This is a genomic window from Streptomyces sp. NRRL F-4489, from assembly GCF_001509485.1.
Taxonomy (GTDB): Bacteria; Actinomycetota; Actinomycetes; order Streptomycetales; family Streptomycetaceae; genus Streptomyces.
This window is the reverse complement of record NZ_LLZI01000286.1, coordinates 1-25997: the sequence shown is the minus strand read 5'-3', so window position 1 is coordinate 25997 and position 25997 is coordinate 1. Positions and strand designations below refer to the sequence as shown.

At 74.2% G+C, this 25997-nt stretch carries 19 protein-coding genes, 1 pseudogene and 1 riboswitch; of the genes and pseudogenes, 9 read left to right on the top strand and 11 right to left on the bottom strand.

Annotated elements, in window-relative coordinates:
* Positions 1–625, bottom strand: a pseudogene (locus ADL22_RS36575) (hypothetical protein); the annotation flags it as partial.
* 224 nt (positions 626–849) lie between these two features.
* Positions 850–1004, bottom strand: a riboswitch (cyclic di-AMP (ydaO/yuaA leader).
* A gap of 408 nt (positions 1005–1412) precedes the next feature.
* On the opposite strand from ADL22_RS36575, the gene ADL22_RS31850 reads away from it, so the two are divergent.
* Positions 1413–2651: a DUF2332 domain-containing protein gene (locus ADL22_RS31850; protein ID WP_066987811.1), complete on the top strand. Its 1239-nt coding sequence runs from the start codon at positions 1413–1415 to the stop codon at positions 2649–2651.
* Positions 2652–2761: 110 nt separating this feature from the next.
* On the opposite strand, the gene ADL22_RS31845 is transcribed toward ADL22_RS31850, so the two are convergent.
* A complete protein-coding gene (locus ADL22_RS31845; RefSeq protein WP_066987808.1) occupies positions 2762–3919 on the bottom strand; it encodes a PP2C family protein-serine/threonine phosphatase in 1158 nt (385 codons plus the stop codon).
* 591 nt (positions 3920–4510) lie between these two features.
* A complete protein-coding gene (locus ADL22_RS31840; protein ID WP_066987806.1) occupies positions 4511–5071 on the bottom strand; it encodes a TetR/AcrR family transcriptional regulator in 561 nt (186 codons plus the stop codon).
* A gap of 98 nt (positions 5072–5169) precedes the next feature.
* Between ADL22_RS31840 and ADL22_RS31835 the strand changes: the two genes are divergently transcribed.
* Positions 5170–5772 carry a DUF2867 domain-containing protein gene (locus ADL22_RS31835; RefSeq protein ID WP_066987804.1) on the top strand — a complete coding sequence of 201 codons (603 nt, stop codon included), beginning with the start codon at positions 5170–5172 and terminating at the stop codon, positions 5770–5772.
* An 81-nt stretch (positions 5773–5853) separates the two neighbouring features.
* On the opposite strand, the gene ADL22_RS31830 is transcribed toward ADL22_RS31835, so the two are convergent.
* On the bottom strand, positions 5854–7410 hold the full coding sequence (locus ADL22_RS31830) for a CehA/McbA family metallohydrolase (RefSeq protein ID WP_107116454.1): 1557 nt from the start codon (positions 7408–7410) through the stop codon (positions 5854–5856).
* A gap of 191 nt (positions 7411–7601) precedes the next feature.
* Between ADL22_RS31830 and ADL22_RS31825 the strand changes: the two genes are divergently transcribed.
* The 3 genes from ADL22_RS31825 to ADL22_RS31815 all read left to right on the top strand — a co-directional run bounded on the left by ADL22_RS31825 (position 7602) and on the right by ADL22_RS31815 (position 11954).
* A complete protein-coding gene (locus ADL22_RS31825; protein WP_066987802.1) occupies positions 7602–8426 on the top strand; it encodes a TIGR03619 family F420-dependent LLM class oxidoreductase in 825 nt (274 codons plus the stop codon).
* Between the two features lie 330 nt (positions 8427–8756).
* Positions 8757–9158 carry a VOC family protein gene (locus tag ADL22_RS31820; RefSeq protein ID WP_066987800.1) on the top strand — a complete coding sequence of 134 codons (402 nt, stop codon included), beginning with the start codon at positions 8757–8759 and terminating at the stop codon, positions 9156–9158.
* Positions 9159–9299: 141 nt separating this feature from the next.
* Positions 9300–11954: a bifunctional FO biosynthesis protein CofGH gene (locus ADL22_RS31815; RefSeq protein WP_066987799.1), complete on the top strand. Its 2655-nt coding sequence runs from the start codon at positions 9300–9302 to the stop codon at positions 11952–11954.
* Between the two features lie 40 nt (positions 11955–11994).
* Here ADL22_RS31815 and ADL22_RS31810 read toward each other — a convergent pair whose 3' ends face one another.
* Positions 11995–12249, bottom strand: a complete 255-nt coding sequence (locus tag ADL22_RS31810) for a hypothetical protein (RefSeq protein ID WP_066987796.1) — start codon at positions 12247–12249, stop codon at positions 11995–11997.
* Between the two features lie 239 nt (positions 12250–12488).
* Between ADL22_RS31810 and ADL22_RS31805 the strand changes: the two genes are divergently transcribed.
* On the top strand, positions 12489–13610 hold the full coding sequence (locus ADL22_RS31805; protein WP_066987794.1) for an ADP-ribosylglycohydrolase family protein: 1122 nt from the start codon (positions 12489–12491) through the stop codon (positions 13608–13610).
* A 32-nt stretch (positions 13611–13642) separates the two neighbouring features.
* Here the strand turns inward: ADL22_RS31805 and ADL22_RS31800 are convergent, their stop codons facing one another.
* The 3 genes from ADL22_RS31800 to ADL22_RS31790 all read right to left on the bottom strand — a co-directional run bounded on the left by ADL22_RS31800 (position 13643) and on the right by ADL22_RS31790 (position 16772).
* Positions 13643–14431, bottom strand: coding sequence for an SDR family oxidoreductase (locus ADL22_RS31800; RefSeq protein WP_066987792.1), 789 nt, complete (start codon positions 14429–14431; stop codon positions 13643–13645).
* 151 nt (positions 14432–14582) lie between these two features.
* Positions 14583–15257, bottom strand: a complete 675-nt coding sequence (locus ADL22_RS31795) for a DUF2690 domain-containing protein (protein ID WP_066987791.1) — start codon at positions 15255–15257, stop codon at positions 14583–14585.
* Between the two features lie 261 nt (positions 15258–15518).
* Positions 15519–16772 (bottom strand): PLP-dependent aminotransferase family protein, encoded by a 1254-nt coding sequence (locus tag ADL22_RS31790; protein ID WP_066987789.1) that lies wholly within the window; start codon positions 16770–16772, stop codon positions 15519–15521.
* Between the two features lie 165 nt (positions 16773–16937).
* Here ADL22_RS31790 and ADL22_RS31785 point away from each other — a divergent pair, with 165 nt between their 5' ends.
* Positions 16938–17861: a hypothetical protein gene (locus tag ADL22_RS31785; RefSeq protein ID WP_234430936.1), complete on the top strand. Its 924-nt coding sequence runs from the start codon at positions 16938–16940 to the stop codon at positions 17859–17861.
* A gap of 178 nt (positions 17862–18039) precedes the next feature.
* On the opposite strand, the gene ADL22_RS31780 is transcribed toward ADL22_RS31785, so the two are convergent.
* The 3 genes from ADL22_RS31780 to ADL22_RS31770 form a co-directional block, all read right to left on the bottom strand.
* Positions 18040–18246, bottom strand: coding sequence for a DUF397 domain-containing protein (locus ADL22_RS31780; RefSeq protein WP_066987787.1), 207 nt, complete (start codon positions 18244–18246; stop codon positions 18040–18042).
* Positions 18247–18464: 218 nt separating this feature from the next.
* The gene (locus ADL22_RS31775) at positions 18465–19331 is read right to left on the bottom strand and encodes a helix-turn-helix domain-containing protein (RefSeq protein ID WP_066987785.1); all 867 of its coding nucleotides are present in this window, start codon (positions 19329–19331) and stop codon (positions 18465–18467) included.
* A 421-nt stretch (positions 19332–19752) separates the two neighbouring features.
* A complete protein-coding gene (locus ADL22_RS31770) occupies positions 19753–20520 on the bottom strand; it encodes a GOLPH3/VPS74 family protein (protein WP_066987783.1) in 768 nt (255 codons plus the stop codon).
* 713 nt (positions 20521–21233) lie between these two features.
* Between ADL22_RS31770 and ADL22_RS31765 the strand changes: the two genes are divergently transcribed.
* Together ADL22_RS31765 and ADL22_RS31760 are read left to right on the top strand one after the other, a co-directional pair.
* A complete protein-coding gene (locus tag ADL22_RS31765) occupies positions 21234–23717 on the top strand; it encodes a D-alanyl-D-alanine carboxypeptidase family protein (protein WP_234430935.1) in 2484 nt (827 codons plus the stop codon).
* A gap of 300 nt (positions 23718–24017) precedes the next feature.
* Entirely contained in the window at positions 24018–25607 is a 1590-nt protein-coding gene (locus ADL22_RS31760) for a glycosyltransferase family 39 protein (protein WP_066987779.1), read from the top strand.
* Positions 25608–25997: the final 390 nt, after the last annotated feature.

Here is a 25997-nt window from a genome sequence, read left to right as displayed (position 1 = left end):
CCGCCGGAGCGGCCGAGGTGGTGGCGGGCGCGGTGGCCGCGGTCGCGTGTGCTGTCGCCGGTGTCGCGTGTGCTGCGGCCGTCGTGGAGGTGCTCGCGGCGTCGGCCCCGGTGGTGTCGGTGGTCCCGGTGGTGCCGGTGGTGGCCGAGCCCGCACCGGGGGCGGGGGCAACGGAGTTGGTGTCCTGGGGGGCGGCGGTGGAGTCGTCCACCAGGCCACCGGGGTCGGGCATCGAGATCGGCACCGGGGGCCGGCCCTCGGCCGCCGCCACACCGCTCGCGCCGACCGCCGCGATCACGCCGACGCCCAGGGCCGTACCGCCGCGGGCGAGCCCGCCGCTGCGGGGCTTGGCCACCCGGTGCTTGCCCCGGGGGCCCTGCGCGAGCCGGTCCTCGGTCAGATCCAACGGGTCGGCGAAATCGGCCAGTTCGGACGGGACGGCGGCGTACGCGTCCTCGGGGGCGTCGGCGCCCTCCGCGGCGTACGCGCCCTCGGCGCCTTCCGGGCGGCCCGAGCGCTCGTACGGCTCGGAGGCGGTGAGGTGCCCGGCCGCCTCGTACGCCGCCCCGTCGTACGCCGCGCCCTCGTGGGCCGTCGCGCCGCCCTGGGGCACCCCGCCGGACACAGCGGGACCACCGGAACCCACCACAGCGGGACCACCGGAACCCACCACAGCGGGGCCACCGGAACCCACCACCGCCCCGCCGAAGGCGCCGGGACCGATGACGCCCGGGGCGGGCTCATGGGCGGGGCCGTAGGTGGGACCGTAGGCGGGGCCGAACGTCGGCCCGGAGGCGGACGAGGCACGGGGGGCTGGCCTGTTGGACGCGGACGCCACGGGGGCGCACTCCTTTCCTTCCTTCTCGCCTACCGGGTTAGCTGACGGGTTCGGAGCAGGAAGGTCTCCTACGGCGCCCCCTGGCGAGAGGCGTCCGATTCACCCCAAGAAGGTGGTTCCCCGGTTCCCTCGGTGCAATTCCCGGCATTCCAGGCGGAACCGGCGAGGACGGAACCGGTCATTCCGGGTGGCCCGCCGCAGTGCGAGGACGCGGGTCGGGCGGCTCGGAGGGCCGGCGCGTGCGGGTCGCTCGGAGTCGTTCTGGACGTGCGGGAAGCGCGCGTACGGGATTCGGCGTCGGCGCACGGTGCCGCCACTGGCGACGGCTGGGACAACCGCGCTCCGTTATCGGACAGTAATAGAGACGAGCGGGGAAATCCAAGCGTTCCCACGAATCCAGAGCAGTTCCGGCAGCGCCGCGAACGACCTTTGGCGTGGACTTTTACGGCCAGCACGGCCCCAATCAGGGCGAGTTGCCGCCCGAACGCCAAACGATCTTCCGATGATTGTGCGCGAGTCGTTATGCGGAGGGACGCCTCACAATTACGGAGCGTGAGGGCGATAACGTCGCCCCATGGTCGTCAACGTCGCGAACACCGGGAACGTCGTCAGCAGCCCGCAGGAAGTGGCGGAGCGGTACCGGGAGTTCTCCTGGCACCAGGCGCGGGGGCGGTCCGACGCGCACGCGGAGCTGGCCGCCCGGATCAGCGCGGACGCGGAGTTCTGCGATCTGCTGGCGGGTTCGCTGCCGGCCGGCGCCAAGCAGCAGCCGGCCCTCCTGCTCGCCGCGGTGCGCTATCTCGACGGTCCGCACGCGGAATTGGGGCCGCGCGGCGAGGCGGCTTACGGGCGCTGGCGCGAGTGGGCGATCCGGCACTGGGACGAGGTCCGCGCGGTGGTTCTGCGCCGCACCGCCCGACCCGACGAACCGGCCCGCTGCGCCGCGCTGCTGCCGCTGCTGGCCCGTATGCCGCGGCCGCTGGCCCTCCTGGAGGTCGGGTCGTCGGCGGGGCTGTGCCTGTATCCGGACCGGTACCGGTACTTGTACGAGTACGGCGGCCACCGGGAGGAGGGCCGGTCGGACAGCGGCCACGGGGAGGGACGTCCGTACGCCGACCCCCAGGGCGGCCACTCGGACGCCGGCCGCTCGGACGCCGGCCACTGGGATGCCTCTCACCGGTACGCGGACGGTGGCGTTCGGGAAGAGGGGGGCGCCGGCGACAGCCCCGTTGCGTTCACCTGCCGTACCAGTGGGGCGGCGCCCTGGGGCGGGGACGGCGCGGCGGTGCTGCCCGGCGGGCTGCCCGAGATCGTGTGGCGGGGCGGTATCGGGCCGGACCCCCTCGACCCGGTGGCGGCACCGGACGACCTCCGCTGGCTGCGGGCGCTCGTCCGGCCCGGCGACGAGGCCGGTGCGGCGCGGCTCTCGGCGGCCGTGGAGGCGGTGCGGACGGCGCCGCGGCCGCACCTCGTGCGCGGCGACCTGCTCGACGCGCTGCCGGGGCTGGCCGCCCGGGTGCCGGCCGGGGCGGCGCTGGTGGTCTTCCACAGTGCGGCGCTGGGCGCGCTGCCGCCCGCCCGGCGCGAGGAGTTCGCCCGGCTCGTACGGTCGCTGCTCGGCGAGCGGGACGGCGGCGGGCACTGGATCTCCCACGAGGCCGATGGCGTGCTGCCGGGGATCGCGGCGCCGGCGGACCGGCTGCCGCAGCCGGAGGGCCCCATGCCGCTGACCCTCGCCCTGGACGGGCGCCCGGTCGCCGTCACCGACCCGTACGGCCGGCGCGTCCACTGGCTGAGGGTGCCGCGCCCGTAGGGCGGCCCGGGTCGCACGCAGTCGCCTGCCCAGCCCGTGGTCCGTGGCGCTCGCCCTCAAGGGGCGAAGGCCCGGGGGCGGACCCCGGGGCTACACCTCCCAGGCCCCGGCTACACCTCCAGCGGGCGCTGGACCGCCAGCAGGGCCATGTCGTCCGCGGGGGCCCCGCCCGTGTGGCGGGCGACGTCCTCGGCCAGGACGTCCAGCAGGTCGTCCGGCCCGGTGAAGTGGCAGCCGCGCAACCGGGCGCGCGGGTCGTAGAACCGGCCGGCCCGGTCGCGGGCCTCGGTCACCCCGTCGGTGAACAGGAGCAGCAGCGCGCCGGCCGGGAAGAACGTCTCGTCGATCCGGTCCGGCCAGCCCGCGACGTCGCTCAGGCCCAGCGGGAGCGCGGCGGAGGACGGGGGCAGTTCCCGCAGGCCGCCGTCCGGGGTGAGCAGCAGCGGGGGCGGGTGGCCGCGGTTGAGGACGCGGAGGGCGGACGGGTTCCCGGCGGGGATCTCCGCCAGGACGGCCGTGGTGAAGCCCTCGAACTGGTCGAGGCCCGCGCGGCGGCCGCCCTCCCGCTTGAGGGCGCGTTCCAGGCGGCCCGCGACGGCCTCCAGGGTGGCCTCCTGCTCCGCCGCCTCCCGGAAGGCGCCGATGGCGACCACGGCGGCCTCCACCGCCTCCAGGCCCTTGCCCCGGACGTCGCCGACGATCATCCGTACGCCGTGCGGGGTGTCCTGGATGGCGTAGAGGTCGCCGCCGATACGGGCGCCGGCCCGCGCGCCCGTATAGCGCGCGGCGACCGCGAGTCCGGCCAGCCGGGCGGGCGGGGCCGGCAGCAGCGCCCGTTGGGCGGCCTCCGAGACGTCCCGTACGGAGGCGAGCCGGGCGTCGCTGGTCCGTACGACCCGGTTGATGCCCAGCGCCAGCAGGGCCACGACGACGACCGTGACGGACTCGGTCACCGACTCGTAGTAGTCCTCGACGCCGTGGTAGGTGGCGACCAGGAGTTCGCAGGCGATGGCGGCCAGGGCCGTGGCGGCGGTGGTCCGGAGGCTGTGGAGGGGGGCGGCGACCAGGGGGGCGGCGGAGAGGAAGGGGGCCGCGGTGTACTGGGGCGGGGTGACGAGATCGAAGGCCACGCCGACGACGATCAGGGCGGCGGGGAGCCAGCACGCCAGCCGGCGGGCGGGCGGCGACAGCTCGTCGCGGCGGGCCCGCCGCTCGCCCGCGCCCTCGTCCTCACCCTCGCCTGTGCGGTGTCTGCCGCCTCGACGCATCCGCACCGGCCTCTTCCCGTTTCCGCATTCCGCTCCACCGCCGGCGCCTACAGGACCCGGGCCGGACCCGGCGTTACGCGTCCTCAAGCACTACGGCGCTCCGCCCGCCGAGTACGCGGCCGGCCGGCGGGCCCGGTTCAACGCGTCCGGTCAACGCGTCCGGCTGCTGCGCCGGCCGGGCAGCACGCGCGCCCGGCGCGCACGCCCGCGTGAACGGCCGGCCTGCGCGCCCTCCTCGTACGAGCCGCCGGGCGCCTCCCTGCCCTCGGGTGCACAAACGCCGCCGGGGGGGGACCCACCGGGGCGTGGGGCCCGGCGTGCGGCACGGGAACGCACTCCGTTCCCCCAGGCTTGCCGCTGCCCCGCCGCGCGGCGAGTCCTCCTGGCCCGTCCGGGGTATGGATCAGGCTGGGGCCGGCCCACCCCCTACGGGCCCCACCCCCCGATCCCCTACGGGCCCGCCCCCTTACGGGCTCACCCCTCCCCGCCGCCCCGCCGAATCCCTGCCCCGCCGGATCTCCGCCCCGCCGTCCCCGTTCCGGCGGCTCCGCCCCTTCCGGCGAGGGCCGCCGAGACGAGCTACCGCAGGACCTACCGCAGGAGCCACTTCCTCGTCAGCTCCATCACCTCCGCGCGGCTGCGACCGCCGTGGTCGGCGGCGATGACGTGGCCGCCGATGCGCAGCGAGAAGGTGATCAGGCAGCGCGCCTCGACATCGTCCTCGTCGGGGCAGAACGAGCCGAACAGCGAGCGCAGATAGGCCATGCGCCGGTTGTCGACGCGTCGGAGCCGGTGGGCGACGGCCTCGTCGCGCCGGGCCCAGTCGCGGATCGCGAGGTCGGCCGCCGGGCCCGTGACCGGCCCGTCGCGCAGCGAGGCGACCAGGGTGAAGAGCCGGCCCAGCTTTTCCCGGGCGTCTCCGCCGCCGCTCTCGACCGCCTCGATCACCGCCTCGGTGACCTCGCGCTCCCACGTGTCGAGCATCTCGGTCAGCAAGGCGTCGCGGTTGCGGAAGAACCCGTAGAAGCCGCCCTTGCTCACGCCGAGCGACTGCGCCAGGGACTCGATCCGTACGGCATCCGGGCCGCCGGCGGCGAGCGTCCGCAAGCCCTCCTCGATCCAACTCCGGCGCGGCGTGCGGGCCTTGGCCATGGTGTGTCTCCCCTCACGTCTCCCCAGTTTTCTATACGGCGCCGTATAGATGGGTCTACTGTCGATCTATACGGCAGCGTATAGATAGGGGCTTGCTCATGAGACTCCCCAGCACCGCACACACCTCCCGTCCCTGGCGGATCCACGAGATCACCGGCGACTTCCGCGTCGAGGACGTGTGGGCCCTCCCGACACCAGGCGGTCCCGATGACCTGGCGCATCTGGTACGCCAGTTCGCGAACGCCGGGGGCGACACGGCTCCTCCCTCCTCTCCCGTCTTCCGCGGTCTCATCGCGCTCCGCTGGAAGCTCGGGAAGCTGTTCGGCTGGGACGCCCCCAGGACCGGCATCGGCTCCCGGGTGCGGACGCTGCGCGACCGCTTGCCCGCGGACCTCCGCGAGGGCCCCCGAGGGCCCGACCGACGTTCAGGCCCGTTCCGCTCCCTCTACCAAGCGCACGACGAGTGGGCGGCCGAGTTGGCCAACCGGACCGTGCACGCGGTGCTGCACATCGGCTGGGTCCCCGACGAGGCCGGTGGCTACCGCGGTCAGATGGCCGTCCTGGTGAAGCCGAACGGGCTGCTCGGCACCGCCTACATGGCCGCCATCAAGCCGTTCCGGTACCTGCTGGTCTATCCGGAGATGCTCCGGACGATGGGGCGCCAGTGGCGGGCGGACGCCGGCAGAAGGAGCGCGGGATAACCGGGCCCGCGGAGCGCGCGGTCGCACGAACCACCAGCCCTCTCCCGGAGCAGCCGCAACCTCACCTCCCTGGGCTCCGCCTCACTCCCGGTCCAGGAAGACCGGGTTGGTCAGGGCCGCCATCGGGCCGGGGAGGCCCGGGGTGGTCGGTGGGTGGCGGATTTCGGCGCGTATGTAGGCGGCGTTGTCGGGGGTGGTGTGCCAGGTGACGGTGGCGGCGCCGGACGGGGGGAGCGGGGCGGTGTGGCGGGTGCCCTGGTCGGTGACGAAGGAGACCGTGCAGCCGGGGGCACCGGAGACCGTCAGGCGGGCGGTGACCGGTGCCGTGCCGGGGAGCCGGATGCGCTCGCCGATGCCGGCGTGGGCGCCGCGTCCGCCGGTGACGGCGAAGGACAGGTCGATCCGGGACGATTCGGCGATCCACACCCGGCCGGCCCGGATGCCGTCCTGGAGGGCGCGGCGGGAGAGGTCGTCGGCCAGCACCACCGCCTGCGGCAGGCCGACCACATCCGGATCCCGGTGCGCGTCGCTGTGGCCGACCGCGGGCAGCCAGGCGCCGCCGCCCCGGGCGTGCGCGACCAGGGTGTTGTCCCACTCGGCGAGGGTGATCTCGTCGTCGGGGCCGTACGGGCCGTTCCACACCTCGACCGCGTCCGCGTCGCCGAAGCCGAACTTCCAGCCGCAGCCGACGCAGGTGGCGTGCGGATGCGCGGGGATGACCAGGCCGCCGGCCCGGCGGATGGCGCGGGCGTATCTGCCGAAGGCGTTGTCCCGCGCGCGGTACCGCCAGTCGATGAAGACACCGGGGTCGGTGCCCATCGCCACCACGTGGCCGTTGCGGGTGGTGACCTCCTCGCCGGTCAGGATCAGCAGGTCATCGCCCCACAGGCCCTCCCAGGCCCGGTGGCTCGCGGTGGTGTTGTGCTCGGTGGTGGTGAGGAAGTCCAGGCCGGCGGCCCGCGCGAGCGCCGCGATCTGCGCCGGGGTGCGCTTGCCGTCCGAGTGGACGGAGTGCAGATGGCTGTCGCCGCGGTACCAGGCCCGGCCGCGGCCGCGGGCCCGCTCGGGCGGATACACGGGCGCCGGGGTCCGCCCGGGCGGGCCGTACCGCAGGGTGACGGTGACCTCGTAGTCCAGGCCCTGCGGGGCGATGGTGTACGGGCCGAGGGCGATGTGCCAGGTGCCCTCGTTGACCGGCCCCGGGAGGTAGCCGGGGGTGGCGTCGTCGGCGCGCAGGAAGAACTCCGCGCGCGCCCCGCCCGACCAGCCGCGGAACCCGGCGCCGCCCGGTGCCGTGCCGCGCTCGTCGAAGATGCCGATGTCGCAGGCGTTGCCGGCGGTGCCCTCGGGCACCGGCGGCTTGTCGTAGTGGTACGCGACCGCGATCTCCCCTACGCCGGGCGGCACTCCGACCGGGAGGTAGACGAAGTCCGGTGCGCCGGCGGGCAGATGGCCGGTGACCGTGCGGGTCTCCTCGGCCGGCGCCTCCCCGGAGCCGGCGGCGCCCCCGGCGTCCGCCGCCGGCCCCGCCCGCCCGGCCGCCGCCCCTGCCGCCCCGGCGAAGTTCACCCGGCCGAGTGTCAGGGCGCCCGCCGCGCCCGCGGCCGCCGAAAGTTTCAGTACCTCGCGTCGCTCCATCCCCGCCCCCGTGTCGGTCGTCGATGTCCGGCCCGCGTCCGTTCCGCGGTGTGAAAACTGTTGTACGCGCGTGTGACAGGCGGGAAAAGCCCTGTGGATAACTCGCGGACAGTTGCGGCACCATGCCGTCACCCCACCCGCCTGACCGACCCGAACGTCCATCCCGACCCCGACGCGGAGGCAGCACCAGCATGCGGATCGCCACCACGATTTTCCTGACCGACGAGACGATCCGGCCGGTCCGGCTCGCCCAGGAGCTGGAGCAGCGCGGGTTCGCCGGGCTGTACCTCCCCGAGCACACCCACATCCCGGCCTCCCGCGACACCCCGGCGCCCATGGGTGAGCCGCTGCCCCGCGAGTACGGCCGCACCCTCGACCCGTTCATCGCCCTCGGGCAGGCCGCCGCGGTCACCGAACGGCTGCGGCTGGGCACCGGCATCACCCTCGTCGCCCAGCACGACCCCGTTGACCTGGCCAAGCAGATCGCGACCCTGGACCACCTCTCCGGCGGCCGCTTCACCCTCGGCGTCGGCTACGGCTGGAACGTCGAGGAGGCCGCCGACCACGGTGTGGACTGGTCGACCCGGCGGGCCCTGGTCCGCGACCGGCTCGCGCTGATGCGCGCCTTGTGGGCCGACGAACCGACCGCGTACCACGGGGAGTTCGGGTCCGTACGCGCCTCCCTGGCGCACCCCAAACCGGCCGGCGGGGCGCCGCGCGTCCTGCTGGGCGGCGCGGCCGGGCCCCGGCTGTTCGGGGAGGTCGCGGAGGGTGCGGACGGCTGGCTGCCGGTCGGCGGGCGCGGCCTCGGGGAGGCCCTGCCGGCCCTGCGCCGCGCCTGGGAGGACGCCGGCCGCGCGGGCGACCCGGAGGTGGTGCCGTACGCGGTCCGGCCGACCCCGGGGAAGCTGGCGCACTACCGGGAGCTGGGCCTGCCCGAGGTCGTCCTCCAACTCCCGGCCGCCGACGAGCCCGAGGTCCTGCGCACGCTGGACGACTACGCGCGGTACCTGTGACGGGCGCGGGCTACGGGGGGACGTGCACCTGGGGCGGCCACCGGCCACCGGCCACAGGTCACCCGTCACCCGCCACCGATCACGCTCACCCCTCGCACCCGTACGAAAACGCCCGGCAACGGCACGCCAGGCGCGCCCACCGCCCCGGCCCGGCCCCGCCCCGCCCGCCTAGGACCGGCGTCGTACGGCGCCCCCCGGCCGGAACCGGGACCCCAGACCGATCCGCCCCCGCCCGCCCCGGCGTAGCGTCGTGGGTAACGGCACCCGGACCACCGCGTCCGGATGAGCTCCCGAAGGAGTTCCGCAGCTCTCGGAGACCAAGGAGACGCCATGCCCCGCCTCGACCACACGATCGTGCACAGCAAGGACCGCTTCGCCTCGGCCCGTTTCCTCGCCGGCCTGCTGGACGCCCCCGAACCCAAGGCGTACGGCCCGTTCGCGGCGCTCAGGATGGACAACGGGGTGACCCTCGACTACGCCGAGCACGCCGCCGGTGGCAGGGAGTTCGTGCCCACGCACTACGCGTTCCTGGTGTCGGAGGAGGAGTTCGACGGGATCCTGGCCCGGATACAGGAGCGCGATCTGCCGTACTGGGCCGATCCGATGCACACCAAGCCGCAGGAGATCAACACCCATGACGGCGGCCGGGGCCTGTACGTGAACGACCCGGACGGCCACAACATGGAGTTCCTGACCCGGACGTACTCCGAGGAACTCCTGTCCTCCCTCTGACCCGTAAGACGCCCGCGGGTACCCGGCCCACCGGGTACCCGCACCGGTCCGGAGACAACCTCCGTTTGACGTGATCAGCGGCACACGGCCCGCTTCCGCTCCGGCGGCGGAGATGTCAGTGGCCGCTCGTATGCTCGGTGCATGACTTCCAGCGCGCAGGGACCTGACCAGGGATCCACCCAGGGATCTGACCAGGCGTCCGGCCGGGGCGGAGCCGCCCCGCGGCCGACGGCCAACGCCATGCGCCGGGCGCTCAAGCGGGCCCGGGACGGCGTGGCGCTGGACGTCACCGAGGCCGCGGTGCTGCTCCAGGCCCGCGGGGACGATCTGGCGGATCTGTGCGCCTCCGCCGCGCGGGTCCGCGACGCCGGCCTGGAGGCCGCCGGCCGCCCCGGTGTCATCACGTACTCCAAGAGCGTCTTCATCCCGCTGACGCGCCTGTGCCGCGACAAGTGCCACTACTGCACCTTCGCCACCGTCCCCGGCAAGCTCCGCCGGGCCGGCCACGGGATGTTCATGTCCCCCGACGAGGTCCTGGCCATCGCCCGCCGCGGTGCCGAACTGGGCTGCAAGGAAGCCCTGATCACGCTCGGCGACAAGCCCGAGGAGCGCTGGCCCGAGGCCCGCGAGTGGCTGGAGGCCGAGGGGTACGACGACACCATCGCCTACGTCCGCGCCATCGCCATCCGCATCCTGGAGGAGACCGGGCTGCTGCCCCACCTCAATCCCGGGGTGCTGTCCTGGACGGACTTCCAGCGGCTCAAGCCGGTCGCCCCGTCGATGGGCATGATGCTGGAGACCACCGCCGAGCGCCTGTGGAGCGAGCCCGGCGGCCCCCATTACGGCTCGCCGGACAAGGAGCCCGCGGTCCGGCTGCGCGTCCTGGAGGACGCCGGCCGCAGCTCCGTCCCGTTCACCAGCGGCCTGCTGATCGGCATCGGGGAGACGTACGAGGAGCGCGCCGAGTCGCTGTTCGCGCTGCGCCGGATCTCCCGCGCCTACCACGGCATCCAGGAATTGATCCTGCAGAATTTCCGCGCCAAGCCCGATACGGCGATGCGCCAGATGCCCGACGCCGAGCTGGACGAGCTGGTCGCCACGGTGGCCGTGGCCCGGCACATCATGGGCCCGTCCGCCTGCCTCCAGGCGCCGCCCAATCTGGTGGACGAGGAGTACGGCCGGCTGATCCGCGCCGGCATCGACGACTGGGGCGGCGTCTCCCCGCTCACCCCCGACCACGTCAACCCCGAGCGCCCCTGGCCCCAGATCGACGCGCTCGCCGAGCACTCCTCCGCCGAGGGCTTCCGCCTGCGCGAACGCCTCGCGGTCTACCCGGAGTTCGTCCAGCGCGGCGAGCCGTGGCTGGACCCGCGCGTGCTGCCGCACGTCACCGCCCTCGCCGACCCGGAGACCGGCCTCGCCCGCGAGGACGCCGCCGTGACGGGCCGCCCCTGGCAGGAGCCCGAGGAGAGCTTCGTCCCCTCGGGCCGCACGGACCTGCACCGCACCATCGACACCGAGGGCCGCACGGCCGACCGCCGCGACGACTTCGACGAGGTGTACGGGGACTGGGAGGCGCTGCGCGAGGCCGCCGCGCCCGGTATGGCGCCGTCCCGGCTGGACGCCGACGTCCGGCAGGCCCTCTCCCAGGCGGCCGACGACCCGACGAAGCTCACCGACGCCGAGGCGCTCGCCCTGCTGCACGCCGACGGCCCGGCGCTGGACGCGCTCTGCCGGATCGCCGACGACCTGCGCCGCGCCACGGTGGGCGACACCGTCACCTACATCGTCACCCGCAACATCAACTTCACCAACGTCTGCTACACCGGCTGCCGCTTCTGCGCCTTCGCCCAGCGCCGCACGGACGCCGACGCGTACACCCTCTCCCTGGAGCAGGTCGCCGACCGCGCCCAGCAGGCGTGGGACGTCGGCGCGGTCGAGGTCTGCATGCAGGGCGGCATCCATCCCGATCTGCCCGGTACGGCCTACTTCGACATCGCCCGCGCCGTGAAGGCGCGCGTCCCGGGGATGCATGTGCACGCCTTCTCCCCGATGGAGGTCGTCAACGGCGCGACCCGCACCGGCCTGTCCATCCGGGAGTGGCTGGCCGAGGCCAAGGCCGCCGGCCTGGACACCATCCCCGGCACCGCCGCCGAGATCCTCGACGACGAGGTCCGCTGGGTCCTCACCAAGGGCAAACTCCCCACCGCCACCTGGGTCGAGGTCATCAAGACCGCCCACGAGCTGGGCATCCGCTCCTCGTCCACGATGATGTACGGCCATGTCGACCAGCCCCGGCACTGGCTGGGCCACCTCCGGCTGCTGGCGGAGATCCAGCAGGAGGCGGCGGCCAAGGGGGTTGAAGGCTTCACCGAGTTCGTCACCCTGCCGTTCATCCACACCAACGCCCCGGTCTATCTGGCCGGAATCGCCCGCCCCGGCCCGACGACCCGCGACAACCGCGCGGTGACGGCGATGGCCCGGATCCTGCTCCACCCGCACATCACCAACATCCAGACCAGCTGGGTCAAGCTCGGCACCGAGGGCGCCGCGGAGATGCTCCGCTCCGGTGCCAACGACCTGGGCGGCACCCTGATGGAGGAGACCATCTCCCGGATGGCCGGGTCGAGTTACGGCTCCTATCGCTCCATCCAGGACCTGATCGGCATCGCCGAGCTGGCCGGCCGCCCGGCCCGCCCCCGGACCACGACGTACGGCCCGGTCCCCGCCGAGCGGCAGGCCGCCGCCCTGGCGTCCGACGGCCATCTGCCGGAGCTGCTCCCGGTGGTGGAGTAGCGGCGCCGGCGCGCCCCGCTCCCCGGGGCGCGCCGCCCGGTCACCCCCCGCCGTGCTCCGCCTCGTGCTGGAGGATGCACTGCTGCCACTGCGACAGCGCCTCCTCGCGGTCGCCGCCGGCGTCCTGGGCGGCGACGATCAGCGCGTCGGCGGCCATCGCCGCGAGCCGTACGGCGACGTGGCAGACGTCGCGCTGGGGGAGCGGCCGGAGGAGTTCCACCGCGCCGTCGCTGTCCCCGGAGAGCGCCGAGGCGACGACGGCCATGGTGGTGCGATCCCACTCGTACTCGGACATGGGGAGAGCATGCCCAGCGGGCGGCGCGGCCATCATCGAACGCCCGGCCGGGCGGGAAACCGCCGCCGGACGGGCCGGGGGCGCGCCACACGATGCGAAGCTGAAACAAACCCCGCCCCGGTTCGATCATTTCCGGTCGATACAGTGCTGCGCCAGGGGCGACCGCACGGCCCCGCAAGCGGGACCCCGGAACGGTGAGCGTCGGGAGGCGCAGTGAGCGAACGCAGCGAGCGGCCGGTATGAGCGCGACCGCGGGCGGTACCGCCCTGTGGGGCCGCGCCGAGCAGCAGGACTTCCGCAGCCGGGTGCGCGGCTGCCTCCTGGGCGGCGCCCTCGGCGACGCGCTCGGCGCCGGCATCGAGTTCGACTCGCTGGACGCGATCCGCGCGGCGCACGGCCAGGAGGGCGTCACCGGCCTGGTCCCCGCCTTCGGGCGGCGCGGGGCGGTCACCGACGACACCCAGATGACCCTGTTCACCGTGGACGGCCTGATCCGCGCCCAGGTCCGCCGCGACACCGGCGCCTGGCACCCGCCCACCGACGTCCACCGCGCCTACCTCCGCTGGGCCGCCACCCAGCGCGACTGGGGCCCGGACGAACGCAAGGACGACGACGGCTGGCTGGCCCGCGAGGAGTGGCTCTACGCCCGCCGGGCCCCCGGCCGCGCCTGCCTCAGCGGCCTCGGCGACCCGGTCATGGGCACCCTGGACGCGCCCAAGAACCCGGACTCCAAGGGCTGCGGCGCGGTGATGCGCTCCGCGCCGTTCGGACTGCTGGTCGGCTGGGAGCCGCAGCTGGTCTTCCAGCTCGCCGTCGAGTGCGCCGCGCAGACCCACGGCCACCCCACCGGCTATCTGGCGGCCGGCGCGTTCGCGGTGATCAGCCACTGCCTGGCGCGCGGCGAGGACCTCGACGGCGCCGTCCAGAAGGCCCTGGCCCACCTCGCCACCCGCCCCGGCCACGAGGAGACCACCGAGGCCCTCAAACGCGCCCTGGGCGCCGTCCGGCAGGGCATGCCGACGCCGACCCGGGTCGAGTCGCTGGGCGCGGGCTGGACCGCCGAGGAGGCCCTCTCGATCGGCGTGTACTGCGCGCTGGTCGCCGAGGACATCCGGCACGGCCTGCTGCTCGCCGTCAACCACAGCGGCGACAGCGACTCCACCGGCGCCATCTGCGGCAACCTCCTGGGCACCCTGCACGGCGAGACCGCCCTCCCCCCGGACTGGCTGGTCGAGCTGGAGGGCCGCTCCACCATCCTCCAGCTCGCCGACGACTTCGCCATGGAAATGACCCAGGGCCCGGCCCTCCACGGGCCCGCGGGGTCCGCCCCGGGGTGGCTGGCCCGGTACCCGCGGGCCTGACCACCGGGGCCACCGGTCTGCCGGCTGCCCGGTTACCGCATCAGCTCCCCGGCGTTCACCAGGAGGGACTGGCCCGTGATGGAGCGGGACCGGTCGGAGGCGAGGAAGACCGCGGCCTCGGCCACGTCCGCGTCCGTGGCGAGGTCCGGCAGGGCCATCCGCCCGGTGAGGCGGTCCAGCACCTCGGACTCCGGTACGCCCTCGGCGCGCGCCGTCCGCCGTACGTACGCGGCCACCGGCGGGCCCCACATCCAGCCCGGCTGCACGGTGTTGACCCGGATGCGGTCCGGGCCCAGCTCGCGCGCCAGGGAGTACATCGCCGAGACCAGCGCCCCCTTGGACGCCGCGTAGGCCGCCTGCCGGACCTGGGAGGGCGCGGCCACCGACGACTGGGTGCCGATCATCACCACCGAGCCGCCGCCGCGCGCGGTCATCGCGGGCAGGCAGGCCCGGGTCATCCGCAGGGTGCCGAAGAGGTTGACGTCCACCACCCGCTGCCAGGCGTCGAAATCGGCGTCCCGCAGGCCCCCGAAGTGGCCGTCCAGCGCGGCCACATGGATCACCGCGTCGATCCCGCCGAACCGCTCCACCGCCAGCCCGGCCAGTGCCGCGCACTGCGCCTCGTCGCCGATGTCGGTCGCCCGCCAGGCGGTGCGGCCGCCCGCCGGGTCGATCCGGGCGGCGGCCGCCGCGAGGTTCCGCTCCGTCCGGGCGCCGAGCACCACTTGGGCGCCGTCCCGTACACAGGCCGCCGCGACCTGGTGGCCCAGCCCGGCGCCGACACCGGAGACGAGGACGGTCTTGCCGCGGAGGAGGGGCATGGGGGAGCCTCCCGGGGCTTGGGGGCGAGGGGGCGCGGGCGATGGCGCGTGATCTGACGGTGCATCAGGTCGTTCGAGTGGTGGCCAGGGTAGGCGGGGCGGCCGGGGAACGCCAGGGCTGTGCGGGGACCCCAGGGGCGGGCCCGGCCGCTCAGTCCCAGGCCGCCGCCTCCGTCGCCTCGAAGCAGTACTTCACCCACGTCCGCGTGCGGTTCGGGCTGGTCGTGGGCACCGCGCAGAACCGCACCCGGAAGGCGCCGCCCACCGACGCCATGGGCGTGAAGATGTCGTGCCCGTAGCTGATGGAGGCCGAGCGCGACGAACCGCCCGCCACGCTCACCGTCACCATGTCCCCGGCCACCCCCGCCACCATCCGGCCCCAGACCGCGCCGCAGCGCTTGCTGTACCGCAGGTGCAGGCGGACCGGATTGCCCTCCGCCGGCTCGTAGGTCATCGCGTCCGCCGCGCACCCGGTGGCGGTGGGGTTCCGGCCGTCGCAGCCGGCACCGGGGCAGCCGGCCGGCGGGTCCTCGAAGACCTTGGGCAGCTGCTCGGCGCCGAACGTGGCGAGCGCGCCGACCACGGCGGTCACCACGCCGACGAACAGGGCGTGCCGGGCGTGCGCGCGCAGCCGGCGCCCGAGGGCGCGCAGCCCGGCCCGCAGCCGCCCGCCCAGGCCGCGCAGCCGGGCCCGCAGCCGGTGCGGCAGGGAAGGGGACGGGGGCGGGGACGGAGAGGGCGCGGGAGTCGGAGGCGTCGGGGGAGTCGGAGGCGTCGGGGGATCCGCCGGGTCCGCCGGATCCCGCAGAGGGGGGCCACTGGTCATCCGGACTCCTGGGAGGTCCAGTTCGATGAGCCGTCAGGCGCCCGCCGCCGGGCCGCGGGCCGCTGGGCCGGGCGCGGTGCGCGGTGCCGTGGACCTTTCAGTCTCCGGTACGGCCCGCTGCGGCGGTAAGGGTGTTTTCCGCCGCGCTCGGCCGGCCCGGCGGTCCGTTGGCCATCCCGTTAGGCGGCGCCCCGCACCACCGTCCCGTTACGCCGGTACGCCGAGCGCCGCCCCCGTAGCGCGCCCCCGCGCCCGCGCCCTCTACGCCGCCTCGCGCCCGACCGCCGCCCCCAGGGCCGTGCGCAGGCGCCGCAGCCCCTCGGTGATCTCCGCCGGGCCGTGCGTGACGAACGACAGCCGCATCGACGCCGGGTCCGGCCGCCCCGCGAAGAACGGCGCCCCCGGCACGTACGCCACATCGTGCCGCACCGCCTCCGGCAGCAGCGCGGTCGCGTCGTACCCGGCCGGCAGCGTCGCCCAGACGAACATCCCGCCCGCCGGACGGTTCCACCGCGACCCCTCCGGGAGCGCCCCGGGCAGCCCGGCCAGCAGGGCGTCCCGCCGCTCCCGGTAGGCGTCGCGGACCCGCGCCAGGTGCGCGTCCAGGTCGGCGTCCGCCAGATAGCGGGCCGCGGCGGCCTGGTCCACGGTGGAGGTGTGCAGATCGGCGGCCTGCTTGGCGATCACGCAGGCCCGGCGCAGCGCCGCCGGCGCCCGCAGCGTGCCCAGCCGCAGCCCCGGCGCCATGACCTTGGAGAACGACCCGAGCAGCACCGTCCGGTCCTCCGCCCCGGGGAAGGACGCGAGCCAGCGCTGCGGCTCACCCTCGAACCGCAGCTCGCCGTACGGGTCGTCCTCGGCGATCCACAGCCCGCGCCGGGCCGCGACCTCGGCGACCGCGGCCCGCCGCTCCGCGGAGAGCGTCCGCCCGGTCGGGTTCTGGAAGGTCGGGATGACGTAGAGCAGCTTGGGCTTCTCCCGGGCCGCGATCTCGTCCAGCGCGGCCGGATCCAGCCCCTCGTCATCGGTCGGCACCGCCACCACCCGGGCGCCCGCCAGCGAGAAGATCTGGAGCGCGGCCAGATAGCAGGGGTCCTCCACCAGCACCACGTCGCCCGGCTCTAGCAGGGTGGTGGCCAGCAGCGTCAGCCCCTGCTGCGAGCCCGTGGTGACCAGCAGGTCGTCGGGCCCGGTGGGCAGTCCGCGGGCGGTGGTGCGGGCCGCGACGGCCGCCCGCAGCGCCGGGTCGCCCTCGCTCGTGGAGTACTGGAGCGCCTGCCGCGGCGCCTCGGCGAGCACGTCCCGGAACGCCGCGGATATCCCCTCGGCGTCGAAGAGTTCGGGCGCGGGCAGCCCGCCGGCGAACGAGATGACCTCGGGCCGGGCGGTCAGCGCCAGGATGTCGCGTACGGGCGAGCTGCCGGTCCGGGCCGCCCGCGCGGCGAGAGCGGGCACCGGGGCGGTGGCCGTGGCGCTGGCGGAGGCGGTGACGAGGGTCGGGGCGTGGTCCGGCATGGCAGCTCCAATCGCTGGTGCTCCGCGTTAACCATCGTTAGCCGCGGGTGGCGGCAGCATAGAAACGTTCCGGCCAACTCCGCAGATCTGCCCGCATACTGAACCGGCCCCGGGTGCCGCCGCACCCCTCCCCTTCTGACGCCACGTCAGCTACACCTGTCCGCCATGACGCCACCCGCCGACGACCACGTCACCGAATCCTCCGCCGAGCCCGCTGCTGACGCACCCGCTGACGCACCCACCGCCCCACCCCCCGCCGCCGACCTCGCCGCCTACGCCGCGCTGCCCGCCACCGGCCCCTACGGCGTCCACCCCGGCCACGCCCTGATCACCATGGTGGAGCCCCACCCCGGCCACGAACGCGCCTACAACCGCTGGTACGAGGACGACCACTACATCGCCGGCGCGATGGCCATGCCCTGGATCTTCGCCGGCCGCCGCTGGGTCGCCACCCGCGACCTGCAACTCCTGCGCTACCCGGCCGATTCGGCGATCGCCCGCCCGGTCACCACCGGCTGCTACCTCGCCACCTACTGGCTCACCGCCGGCCGCTACGACGCCCATATGCGGTGGACCGTCACCGTGAACCGGCGCCTGCACCGCGACGGCCGCATCAACCAGCACCGCACCCATGTCTTCACCGCGTTCCAGGACCACGCGGCCACCGTCTACCGGGACGGCGCCGCCGGCCCCCGGGACTTCCACGCGCTCGACCACCCCTACGCCGGACTCGTCCTGGAGGTGATCGACACCGGTGGCCCGGAGGACCGCGCGGCCCTGCTGGACTGGCTGCGCACCCGCCACCTGCCGCGCCGCCTGGCCGGCTCCCCGGCGGCCCTGGTCACCGTCTTCCGCCCGACGCCGCTGCCCGCAGACCGGATGCCCTACGTCCAGCAGGTCGAGGGAGTGGGGACCCGGCTGACCCTGCTGTGGTTCCTGGAGGACGATCCGCGCCGCATCTGGCCGGCCGGGCACTTCACCGGCCTGGACGCCGAGGTCGCCGCCACCGGCCTGGGCCGCGTCGAACTCGTCGCGCCCTTCCTCCCGACCGTCCCCGGCACCGACCGCTATGTGTCCGAACTCCGGTGAGGGGGAGGGGCCTCGGATGCGGGGAGGGCCGTCGAAAGTTCCCGCCGGTTCCGCTCACCGACCATTCACCGACTGTTTCCGGACACGGCCGAGCCCCCTCGGCCGGGACGGCGATCCAGTCGAGAGGGCTCGTATCCAGAGCTGGTGTCACACGGACTGCGGTCGGTGACGACTCAGCTCAGGAGAGGTCGAACGCGCCGCCGGCGACGTCCGACACGAAGCTGCTCCAGGAGGAGTCACCGAAGGTCAGACGCGGGCCTTCGGGGTCCTTGGAGTCACGCACCGCGATGGCCGCAGTGGTCGGAACGGCGATCTCCACACAGGCGTTGGCGCCGGAGTACGAGGACTTGGTCCAGGAGAACGCGGAATTGGGCTGAACGGCCATGTTCACTCCATCTTACTCTGAGTTACCGCGGGTTCGGTGAGAACGACGCTACGCGCCAACATCACCGGCCGCAGAGGGCCGTTCACCCGTCCGAATGGCATATTCCGCGATCTCTTCTCAGGTGCGGTGGTGCCGGTGTACGGTGCGGCCCCGTTCATCGGAATGCAACATTCCGCGCCGCCGGGACCGCACCACCGGCCTCCCCCGCCTCCGCGGCCTCAACTCGTCGCGTCCGCGTGCGCTTTCGCGGCCTCGGCGATGAACTCCCGGCTGTCGTCCGCGCTCAGCGCCTGCGCCCGCAGGTGCTCGTACATGATCGTGTACTTGTGCACGTCGTTGGTCTTCTCGAGGTAGAGATCGCTGGTGACGCCCTCGATGTAGACCACGCTCGAATCCGCGGCGTCGTCGAACTCCAGGATCGAGAACGTCCCCGACATCCCGGCGTGCGCACCGGCGCCGTACGGCAGCACCTGCACCGTCACATGCGGCAGCTTGCTCACCTCCACGAGGTGCTCCAGCTGCTCGCGCATGATCAGGTGGCTGCCGACGACCCGGCGCAGCGCGCTCTCGTCGAGCACCACCCACAGCCGCAGCGGCCGGTCGCCGTCGCGGACCCGCTCCTGGCGCCGCATCCGCACCTGGATGCGCTTGTCCAGCTCCTCCGCGGTCAGCTCCGGGATCGTGCCGGGGATCACCGCCTCGGCGTAGCTGGGCGTCTGGAGCAGCCCCGGCACCAGCAGGGACTCGTACGTGCGCAGGGACGCCGCCTCGGTCTCCAGACCGATGTAGACGCTGTACGGGATGTCGCCGAAGGCGTGCCACCAGCCTTGCTGGCGCGAATCCTTGGCCATCTGCATCAGCGAATCCACTATCCGGCGGTCCTCGACCTCGTAGACCCCGCACAGGTCGCGGACATCGCGCTGGCTGATGCTCCGGCGGCCGTTCTCCAGCCGGCTGATCTTCGACTGGGAGACCAGCAGCCGCTCGGCCACCTGCTCCGCCGTCAGGCCCTTGTCCTCCCGGAGCCTGCGCAGCTCCTGGCCCAATCGGCGTCGCCTCACGGTCGGGTTGACGTTGGACGCCACGGTACGTGCACCTCCGGCTCCGTACTGCTGTCATTTCCTGTGAGCAGACTGCCACTTCATGTGGACGCCGCGCAGTCGAATGACCACAGAAGGCGAGCGGACATGCGCGCGGGGTGGCGGACCGGGCCGTCGTCCGATACGGCCCGGCCCGCCACCCCGCGCCTTTTTCCGCGGCTCCCGAACGGTCCGGGGCGGTGGTGCGGTGGCGCTCACGGCGCCGGTGACGCGGTGCCGCCGCTTGTGGTGCGGCGCCGGTGGTGCGGTGGTGCCGGCGGGGCGCACCCGGCCGTGCGGGTGCGCCCCGGTGGAGCTGTGCGCCGGTGCGGCACGCCGGCGTGCGCGGGCCGGCGGTGGTGCGGTGGTGGTGCTGGTGGTGCGTTGGCGGTGCTGGTGTGTCTGCTGCTGGGTGCCGGGCGCGGGCTCAGCGAGCGCCGACGCGGGCCATGCTGCTGTGCCCGTGCCGCCGCGTCTGGCCCGGTACGCCGGCCGCGTCGGCCGTCGTGCGGGCCGCCGGCTTGCGGGCTCCCGGGCCGCCGCCCGGTCCCGAGCCCCGCCGCGGCTGGGCCGCGGCGCCGTTCTGCACGTCCATGACGGCGTGCGCGACCAGGCCGCCCATCGGGTCGTGGCGGATCAGGTCCCGGAGCCGGGAGCGCGATGACCGCCCCTCGTTCCCCGGATACAGGTGCTTGCCGAGGCCGACCGCATGGGCCAGCGCGGCGAGCGCCGCGGTCCGCGGGTCCGGTGGGACGCCGGTGCGGATCGCGTTGTCGAGCCGGGCCCTGATCTCCCGGCTGATGGCCGTCTCCGTCGCCTGGTAGCGCGTCGTCGGCAGCACCCCGCACATCTGGCCGGCCACGGCATGCACCATGCCGCACCGTTCGAGATGCGTGAGGTAGGTCTGGCGCAGCCCCAGCCGGGGCCCGCCGATCCAGTGGACCGCGCGCACCGGACTGCCGCGGCGGCGCAGCAGTTCGAGAGCGGAGTCCAGGGTCGGATCTCCTGTCGGCCGTGCCATCACCACGGCGATACGATCCCCATCTGGGGCTATCCGTCCTGCCAGGGCCAGCTCCACTAGCTGGGCCCCGGCGAGGCCGAGGTCGAGCGACTGCGGCTGCGCTGTGGTGCCCGTGGCCGGGTCCAAAGCCAGCAGCAGAAGCTCCTCCGGAATTGTTCTGCGGCTCCTGCCCATCCAAGCCTCCCCGCGTGGATGAATGACAGGGTGACCCCTCTCACATTCATCTGTCGAGGGTGCGTGGGGGGTTCGGTAGGGAACCGGTAGGTATGTCGTTCTCGTCTAGCACGTCGGCGACATCATCCGAGGGGTGCGGCATGTACCGGTTCGCGTGGCGGTGCGGAGCGGCCGCGCGGACACAGGACACTTGGGAAGACTGGTTCCGTTCGAAGCTTCGGAACTCCGGAACTCCGGTACTTCAGAACTCCGGAACTTCGGAGCGGTCGGCACCAGGCAGGGCAGTGCGACGTAGTGAGTGCGACGTAGTGAAGGAGACATCGGTGGCGGGCGAGTCCCCCGACAAGTCGGACAAGAAGTCGGGCAAGGGGTCGGGCAAGGAGCAGTCGCCGGGGGCGGCGACACGCGCCGAACGCGATCCGCGGCTTGCTGTCCTCCGGGAGGACCGGGGGGAACGGGACGGCGCGGGGCGGTCCGGGGAGGACTCCGGGAAGGGCTCTGCCGCGGCGGATTCCGGGAAGGGGTCTGCTGAGGGGGCCGGTGCGGCTTCGGGGGAGGGCTCCGCTGAGGGGTCTCGTGGCACGAAGGCGGCCGGGGGTGCGAAGGCGGCCGGGGGTGCGAAGGCGTCCGGTGGTTCGAAGGCGTCCGGTGGCGCCAAGGGGGCCGCTGCGAAGCCTGCCCCGAAGGACGCCCCGAAGGGCGCTCAGAAGGCCGTGAAGGCGTCTGAGGCGGCCCAGGAGGGCGTTACGGGCACTGCGGACGGTGAAGCCAAGGCCAAGGCTGACGGAGGCCGCCTGTCGGGCGCCGCGTCGCCGGAGGTGAAGGCCGAGGCGGCGGCGAAGGCCGAGGCGGAGGAAGGCTCTGCCGCGTCCGAAAGATCCGCGGGGGACGGAGACAAGGCCGCCGCGACCGGCGACGACTCCAAGAAGGCCGGTGACTCCAAGGCCGGGGACTCCGAGAAGGCCGGGGACTCCGAGGCCGAGGCCGTTGACCGGGCGACCGCAGTCTTCCGGACGACCGGGGCGGCGAAGGCCGGCGCGGCGAAGATCGGCGCCCAGAAGGGCAAGGCCGAGGGGGACGAGGAGAAGGCCGGGAGCAAGGCTGAAGGCCAGGCCGAGGGCCAGGGCAAGGACGCGCGTGACGGCGAGGCGCCGGCCGATGACGCCACGCGGGTGTTTGCCGTAGCGAAGTCCGCGGCCTCGGAGTCGTCCGGCAAGGGTGTGGCGGAACGTCCCGCCGACCAGCCGACCACCGTCTTCAAGCTCGGCAAGGACCTGGCCAAGGACACCGGCAAGGACGCGACGGCCCCCGCCAAGGATTCCGGGAAGACTGCCGACGCCAAGGACGCCAAGGACGCCAAGGACTCCGGTAAGCCCGACTCCGGTAAGGACGCCGAGGCCGGCGCCGCCGAGGAGCGGGACGCCGAGCGGACCAGCCAGTTCGTGGCGCTGAAGTCGGCGGACGACGGTATCGCCGAGCGCTCGATCGGCAAGACCGCGCCCAAGACCCCGCTCCGCGTCCCCGGCAGCCCCCTGGACGAGGAGAAGGACAAGGAGAAAGAGAAGGACAAGAGCAAGGACAAGGACAAGGACAAGGGCGAAGAGGGCAAGGAGAAGGACGCCGCCGCGGGGACCGCCGCCGCCAGCGCGCCCGCCAAGGCCCCGGAGAAGGCCCCGGAGAAGGCCCCGGAGAAGGCCCCGGCCGCCGCCCCGGGCAAGGCTCCCGGCGCGATGCCGCCCGCCGCGCCGCCCAAGCCCACCCGTAAGCCCGACGCCAAGCCCGACGCCGGCGCCGGTGCCGCCACCGGGGCGACCACGGGGGCCGCCGCGTCCGCCGCGCCCGCCGCCTCCGCCACGGAGGCCGAGTCCGAGCGCACCCGGCAGGAACCCCTGCCCCCGCTCGACCTGCTGGCGAAGCTCACCAACACCCCGCCGCCCCCCGAGACGCCGGTGCGCGTCGTCATGCGGCGGATCAAGATCTGGACGCCGCTGGTGGTGCTGCTGGCGATCATCTTCGCGGTCGTCCAGGCCGTGCGCCCGCTGCCGGCCCCGGTCCTGTCCCTCGGCGACGCCAAGTCCTCGTTCACCTTCGGCGGCGAGCTGTCCATCCCGTGGCCCGCGGCGGGGCAGGCGGCCGTCAAGGTCGTGGGCTCCGGTGACGTGGGGACGTTCGGCGAGCAGAAGCCCGTACCGACCGCCAGCGTCGCCAAGATCATGACGGCTTACGTGATCCTCAAGGACCACCCGCTCAAGAAGGACGAGAAGGGCCCGCAGGTCGAGGTCGACGCCAAGGCGGTGGCCGAGGGCAACTCCGAGAGCGAGTCGCGGATCAAGGGGCTCACGGCGGGGGAGAAGTTCAGCGAGCAGGACATGCTCAAGATGCTGATGATCCCGTCCGGCAACAACATCGCCCGGCTGCTGGCCCGTTGGGACACCTCGTCCGACAACGAGGCGGCGTTCGTCAAGAAGATGAACGACGCGGCCAAGGACCTGGGGATGGCCAAGACCACCTACACGGACCCCAGCGGCCTGGATCCGAAGACCGTCAGCACCGCCGTGGACCAGATCAAGCTGGCCGAGGCCGTGATGAAGTTCGACGCGTTCCGGCCGATCGTGGCCATGCCGAACGCCGACATCCCCGGGCTGCCGGAGCGGATCTACAACAACAACGGCGACCTGCTGCTGGCCGGGCTGAGCGTCAAGGGCATCAAGACCGGCTCCAGTTCGGCGGCCGGCGGCACGCTGTCCTGGGCGGCCTACAAGACCGTGGACGGCAAGGACCGGCTGATCCTGGGCACGATGATGGACCAGCACTTCAAGGGACTGGACCCGGACGCGAGCAACAGCCTGACCATGGTCAAGGCCAACAGCAAGAAGGTCATCCAGGCCGTCCGGGACGCGCTGACCTCGGCCAAGGCGGTCACCAAGGGCCAGGTCGTGGGCTACGTGGACGACGGTCTGGGCGGCCTGACGCCGGTCGTCGCGACCAAGGACCTGAGCGCGGTCGGCGTTCCGGGCCAGCGGCTGGTGATGAGCCTCAGCGACGACGGCAAGGGCCTGCCGCACGAGGCGAAGGCCGGCACCGTCGTCGGCGAACTGACCGTCGGCAGCGGCGCCAGCCAGCAGAAGGTTCCGGTGGCACTCCAGACGGACCTGGCCAAGCCGGGCTTCGGGGCGAAGCTGACGCGGCTGGGGTGACGTGGCGGCCGGGCGGCCGGGCGGGGGCTTCCCCGCGCGGCCGCCCGGGTGCTCGTTTCGCCCGGTTTTTGCCGGATTTCCCGCTCGTCCGCCCGGTTGCCTGCCTGCCCGTTCGTCCGCTCGTCCGCCTGCCCGTTCGTCCGCCCGTTCCTCCGCCCGCCCGCTCGTCCGATGTGACCGGAGTCCGCCATCGACGCGTCGTCCCCCACGTCACCGGCGTCCCTTGAGCCACCCGCGTCCCGTCCCGCCCGCCCGGTCCGCTCCGCCAGGGACGCACGGGTCGCACGGGCCGCCCGGTTCATGCCGAGCGCGGTGGTATGGATCCCCGCCGGACTGACGCTGATCCTGGGGCTGTGGGGCATCCGCCGCCAGGACGCCGTCTGGCGGGACGAGGCGGTCACCTACGACATGGCGCACCGCGGCCTGCCCGACCTGTGGGCGACCCTGCTCCACGTCGACGTCGTACACGGGCTGTATTACGCGCTGATGCACGGCTGGTTCGCCGTCTACGACACCACGCTCGGCCCGGCGCTCGGCGACCCCGCGGGCCCGGCGATCGGCCTCCGGCTGCCGTCCGTCGCGGCCATGGCGGCCGCCGCGGCCGGTGTCGCCCTGCTCGGCCGGGAACTGGCCGGCCGGCGCGCCGGACTCTGCGCGGGACTGGTCTTCGCGCTGATCCCGCTCGTCCAGCAGTACGCGCAGGAGGGCCGCTCGTACGCGCTGGTCTGCGCGCTGGTCGTCTGGGCCTCGTACGCGCTGCTGCGGGCCGCGGCGCGCTCGGCGCCTGACCGCCGCGCGTCACTCGGCCCCCGCCCCGGGGCGGACCCGCCGCGTGGCGCAACAGGCCGTACGCCGCGGCCGCGCCGAGCCCCGTGGCTGGTTTACGCCGCGCTGACGCTGACCGCCTGTCTGCTGCACGAGTTCGCCGCGCTGGCGCTGCCCGCGCACGGCGCCGCGGTCGTCCTGGCCCGGCTGCCCCGCCGCGTCCGGCGGTCCTGGGCGCTCGCCGCCGGCGGCGTCCTCGCGCTGCTCGCCCCGCTCGCCGTCTTCAGCACCAGCCAGTCCGACCAGCTCAGCTGGCTGCTGTGGCCCGACCCGCGCCAACTCCTCACCTTCGCCGCACTCGCCGCCCTCGGCTGCCTCTGCGCCCGCGTCCCGGTGCCCGCCCGAGGCCCGATCGGCCTGCGCGCCCTGGCCCTCCCGCTGCTCCTCCTCCCCACCGTCCTCCTCCTGCTGCTGTCCGACCTCGAGCCGGCCTACGTGGAGCGCTACGTCCTGTATTACCTCGCCGGCTTCGCGCTGGTCGCCGGCGCCGCGCTGGCCCGGCTGCCGCGCCCGTCCGGCACCGGGGACGTGACGGGCAGCCGGCCGCGGTGGGGGCTCCGCCTGGGATCGCTGGTACGGCAGGCGAAGTGGCCGCTCGCGGTCGTGGCGTTGCTGGCGGCTCTGCTCCCGGTGGACATCCATCTGCGCAGCCCGGACAGCCGGGTCGACGACGTCACCGCGGTCGCCCGCGCCGTCCGGCAGCTCTCCGAACCGGGCGACGGGCTGCTCTTCGCCCCGTCCCGCCGCCGTATCTGGGCGGCGACCCGCCCGCAGGACTTCCGCGGCCTGCGCGATCTCGCCCTCGCGCGCGGCCCGGTGGCGTCCCGCACCCTCTACGGCACCGAGCTGTCGGGAGACGAGATCCGCGCCCGGATGCTGGCCAGCCGCCGCATCGTCGTCGCCGGCGACCCGGCCGGCCAGCCCCTCGACACCAACGACCAGGAACTCGCCAAACGCGCCACTCTCCGCTCGGCCTTCACCCCCTGCGAGACCCGGACCGTCCGGGGCGCCCGGATCACCGTGTACGCCCGGGTGGGCGGTCCGGGCGGCGGCGGCCACTGCTGACGGGGCTGCGGCCCGTGGCCCGCGAGGACGGGCGCGTGCGGCTGGGCTCGTACGCTGCCGGTTGCCGATCCGCTCCGGCGGCTACCCGTTACCGGACCGTCCCACGGGCGCCTGGTTACGCACCTGGACAGGCGACGGCCCGTTACGCACCCGGCTGGGCGACGACCCGTTACGCAACCGGGCAGGCGGCGGCCCGTTACAAGCCTCACCGGGCGATGGCCCGTTACGCACCTCGCCGGGCGGCGACCCGTTAGGGGCCCGGCCCGGCGGTGACCTGTTAGGGAGACGCCCCCGCTCAACTACCGTTCCGCAACCGCCCCGAAGCGCCCCACCCCGACAGGCCGCACCCGGCAGGCCACCCCCACCCGCTACACAGACCCCACCACCCCC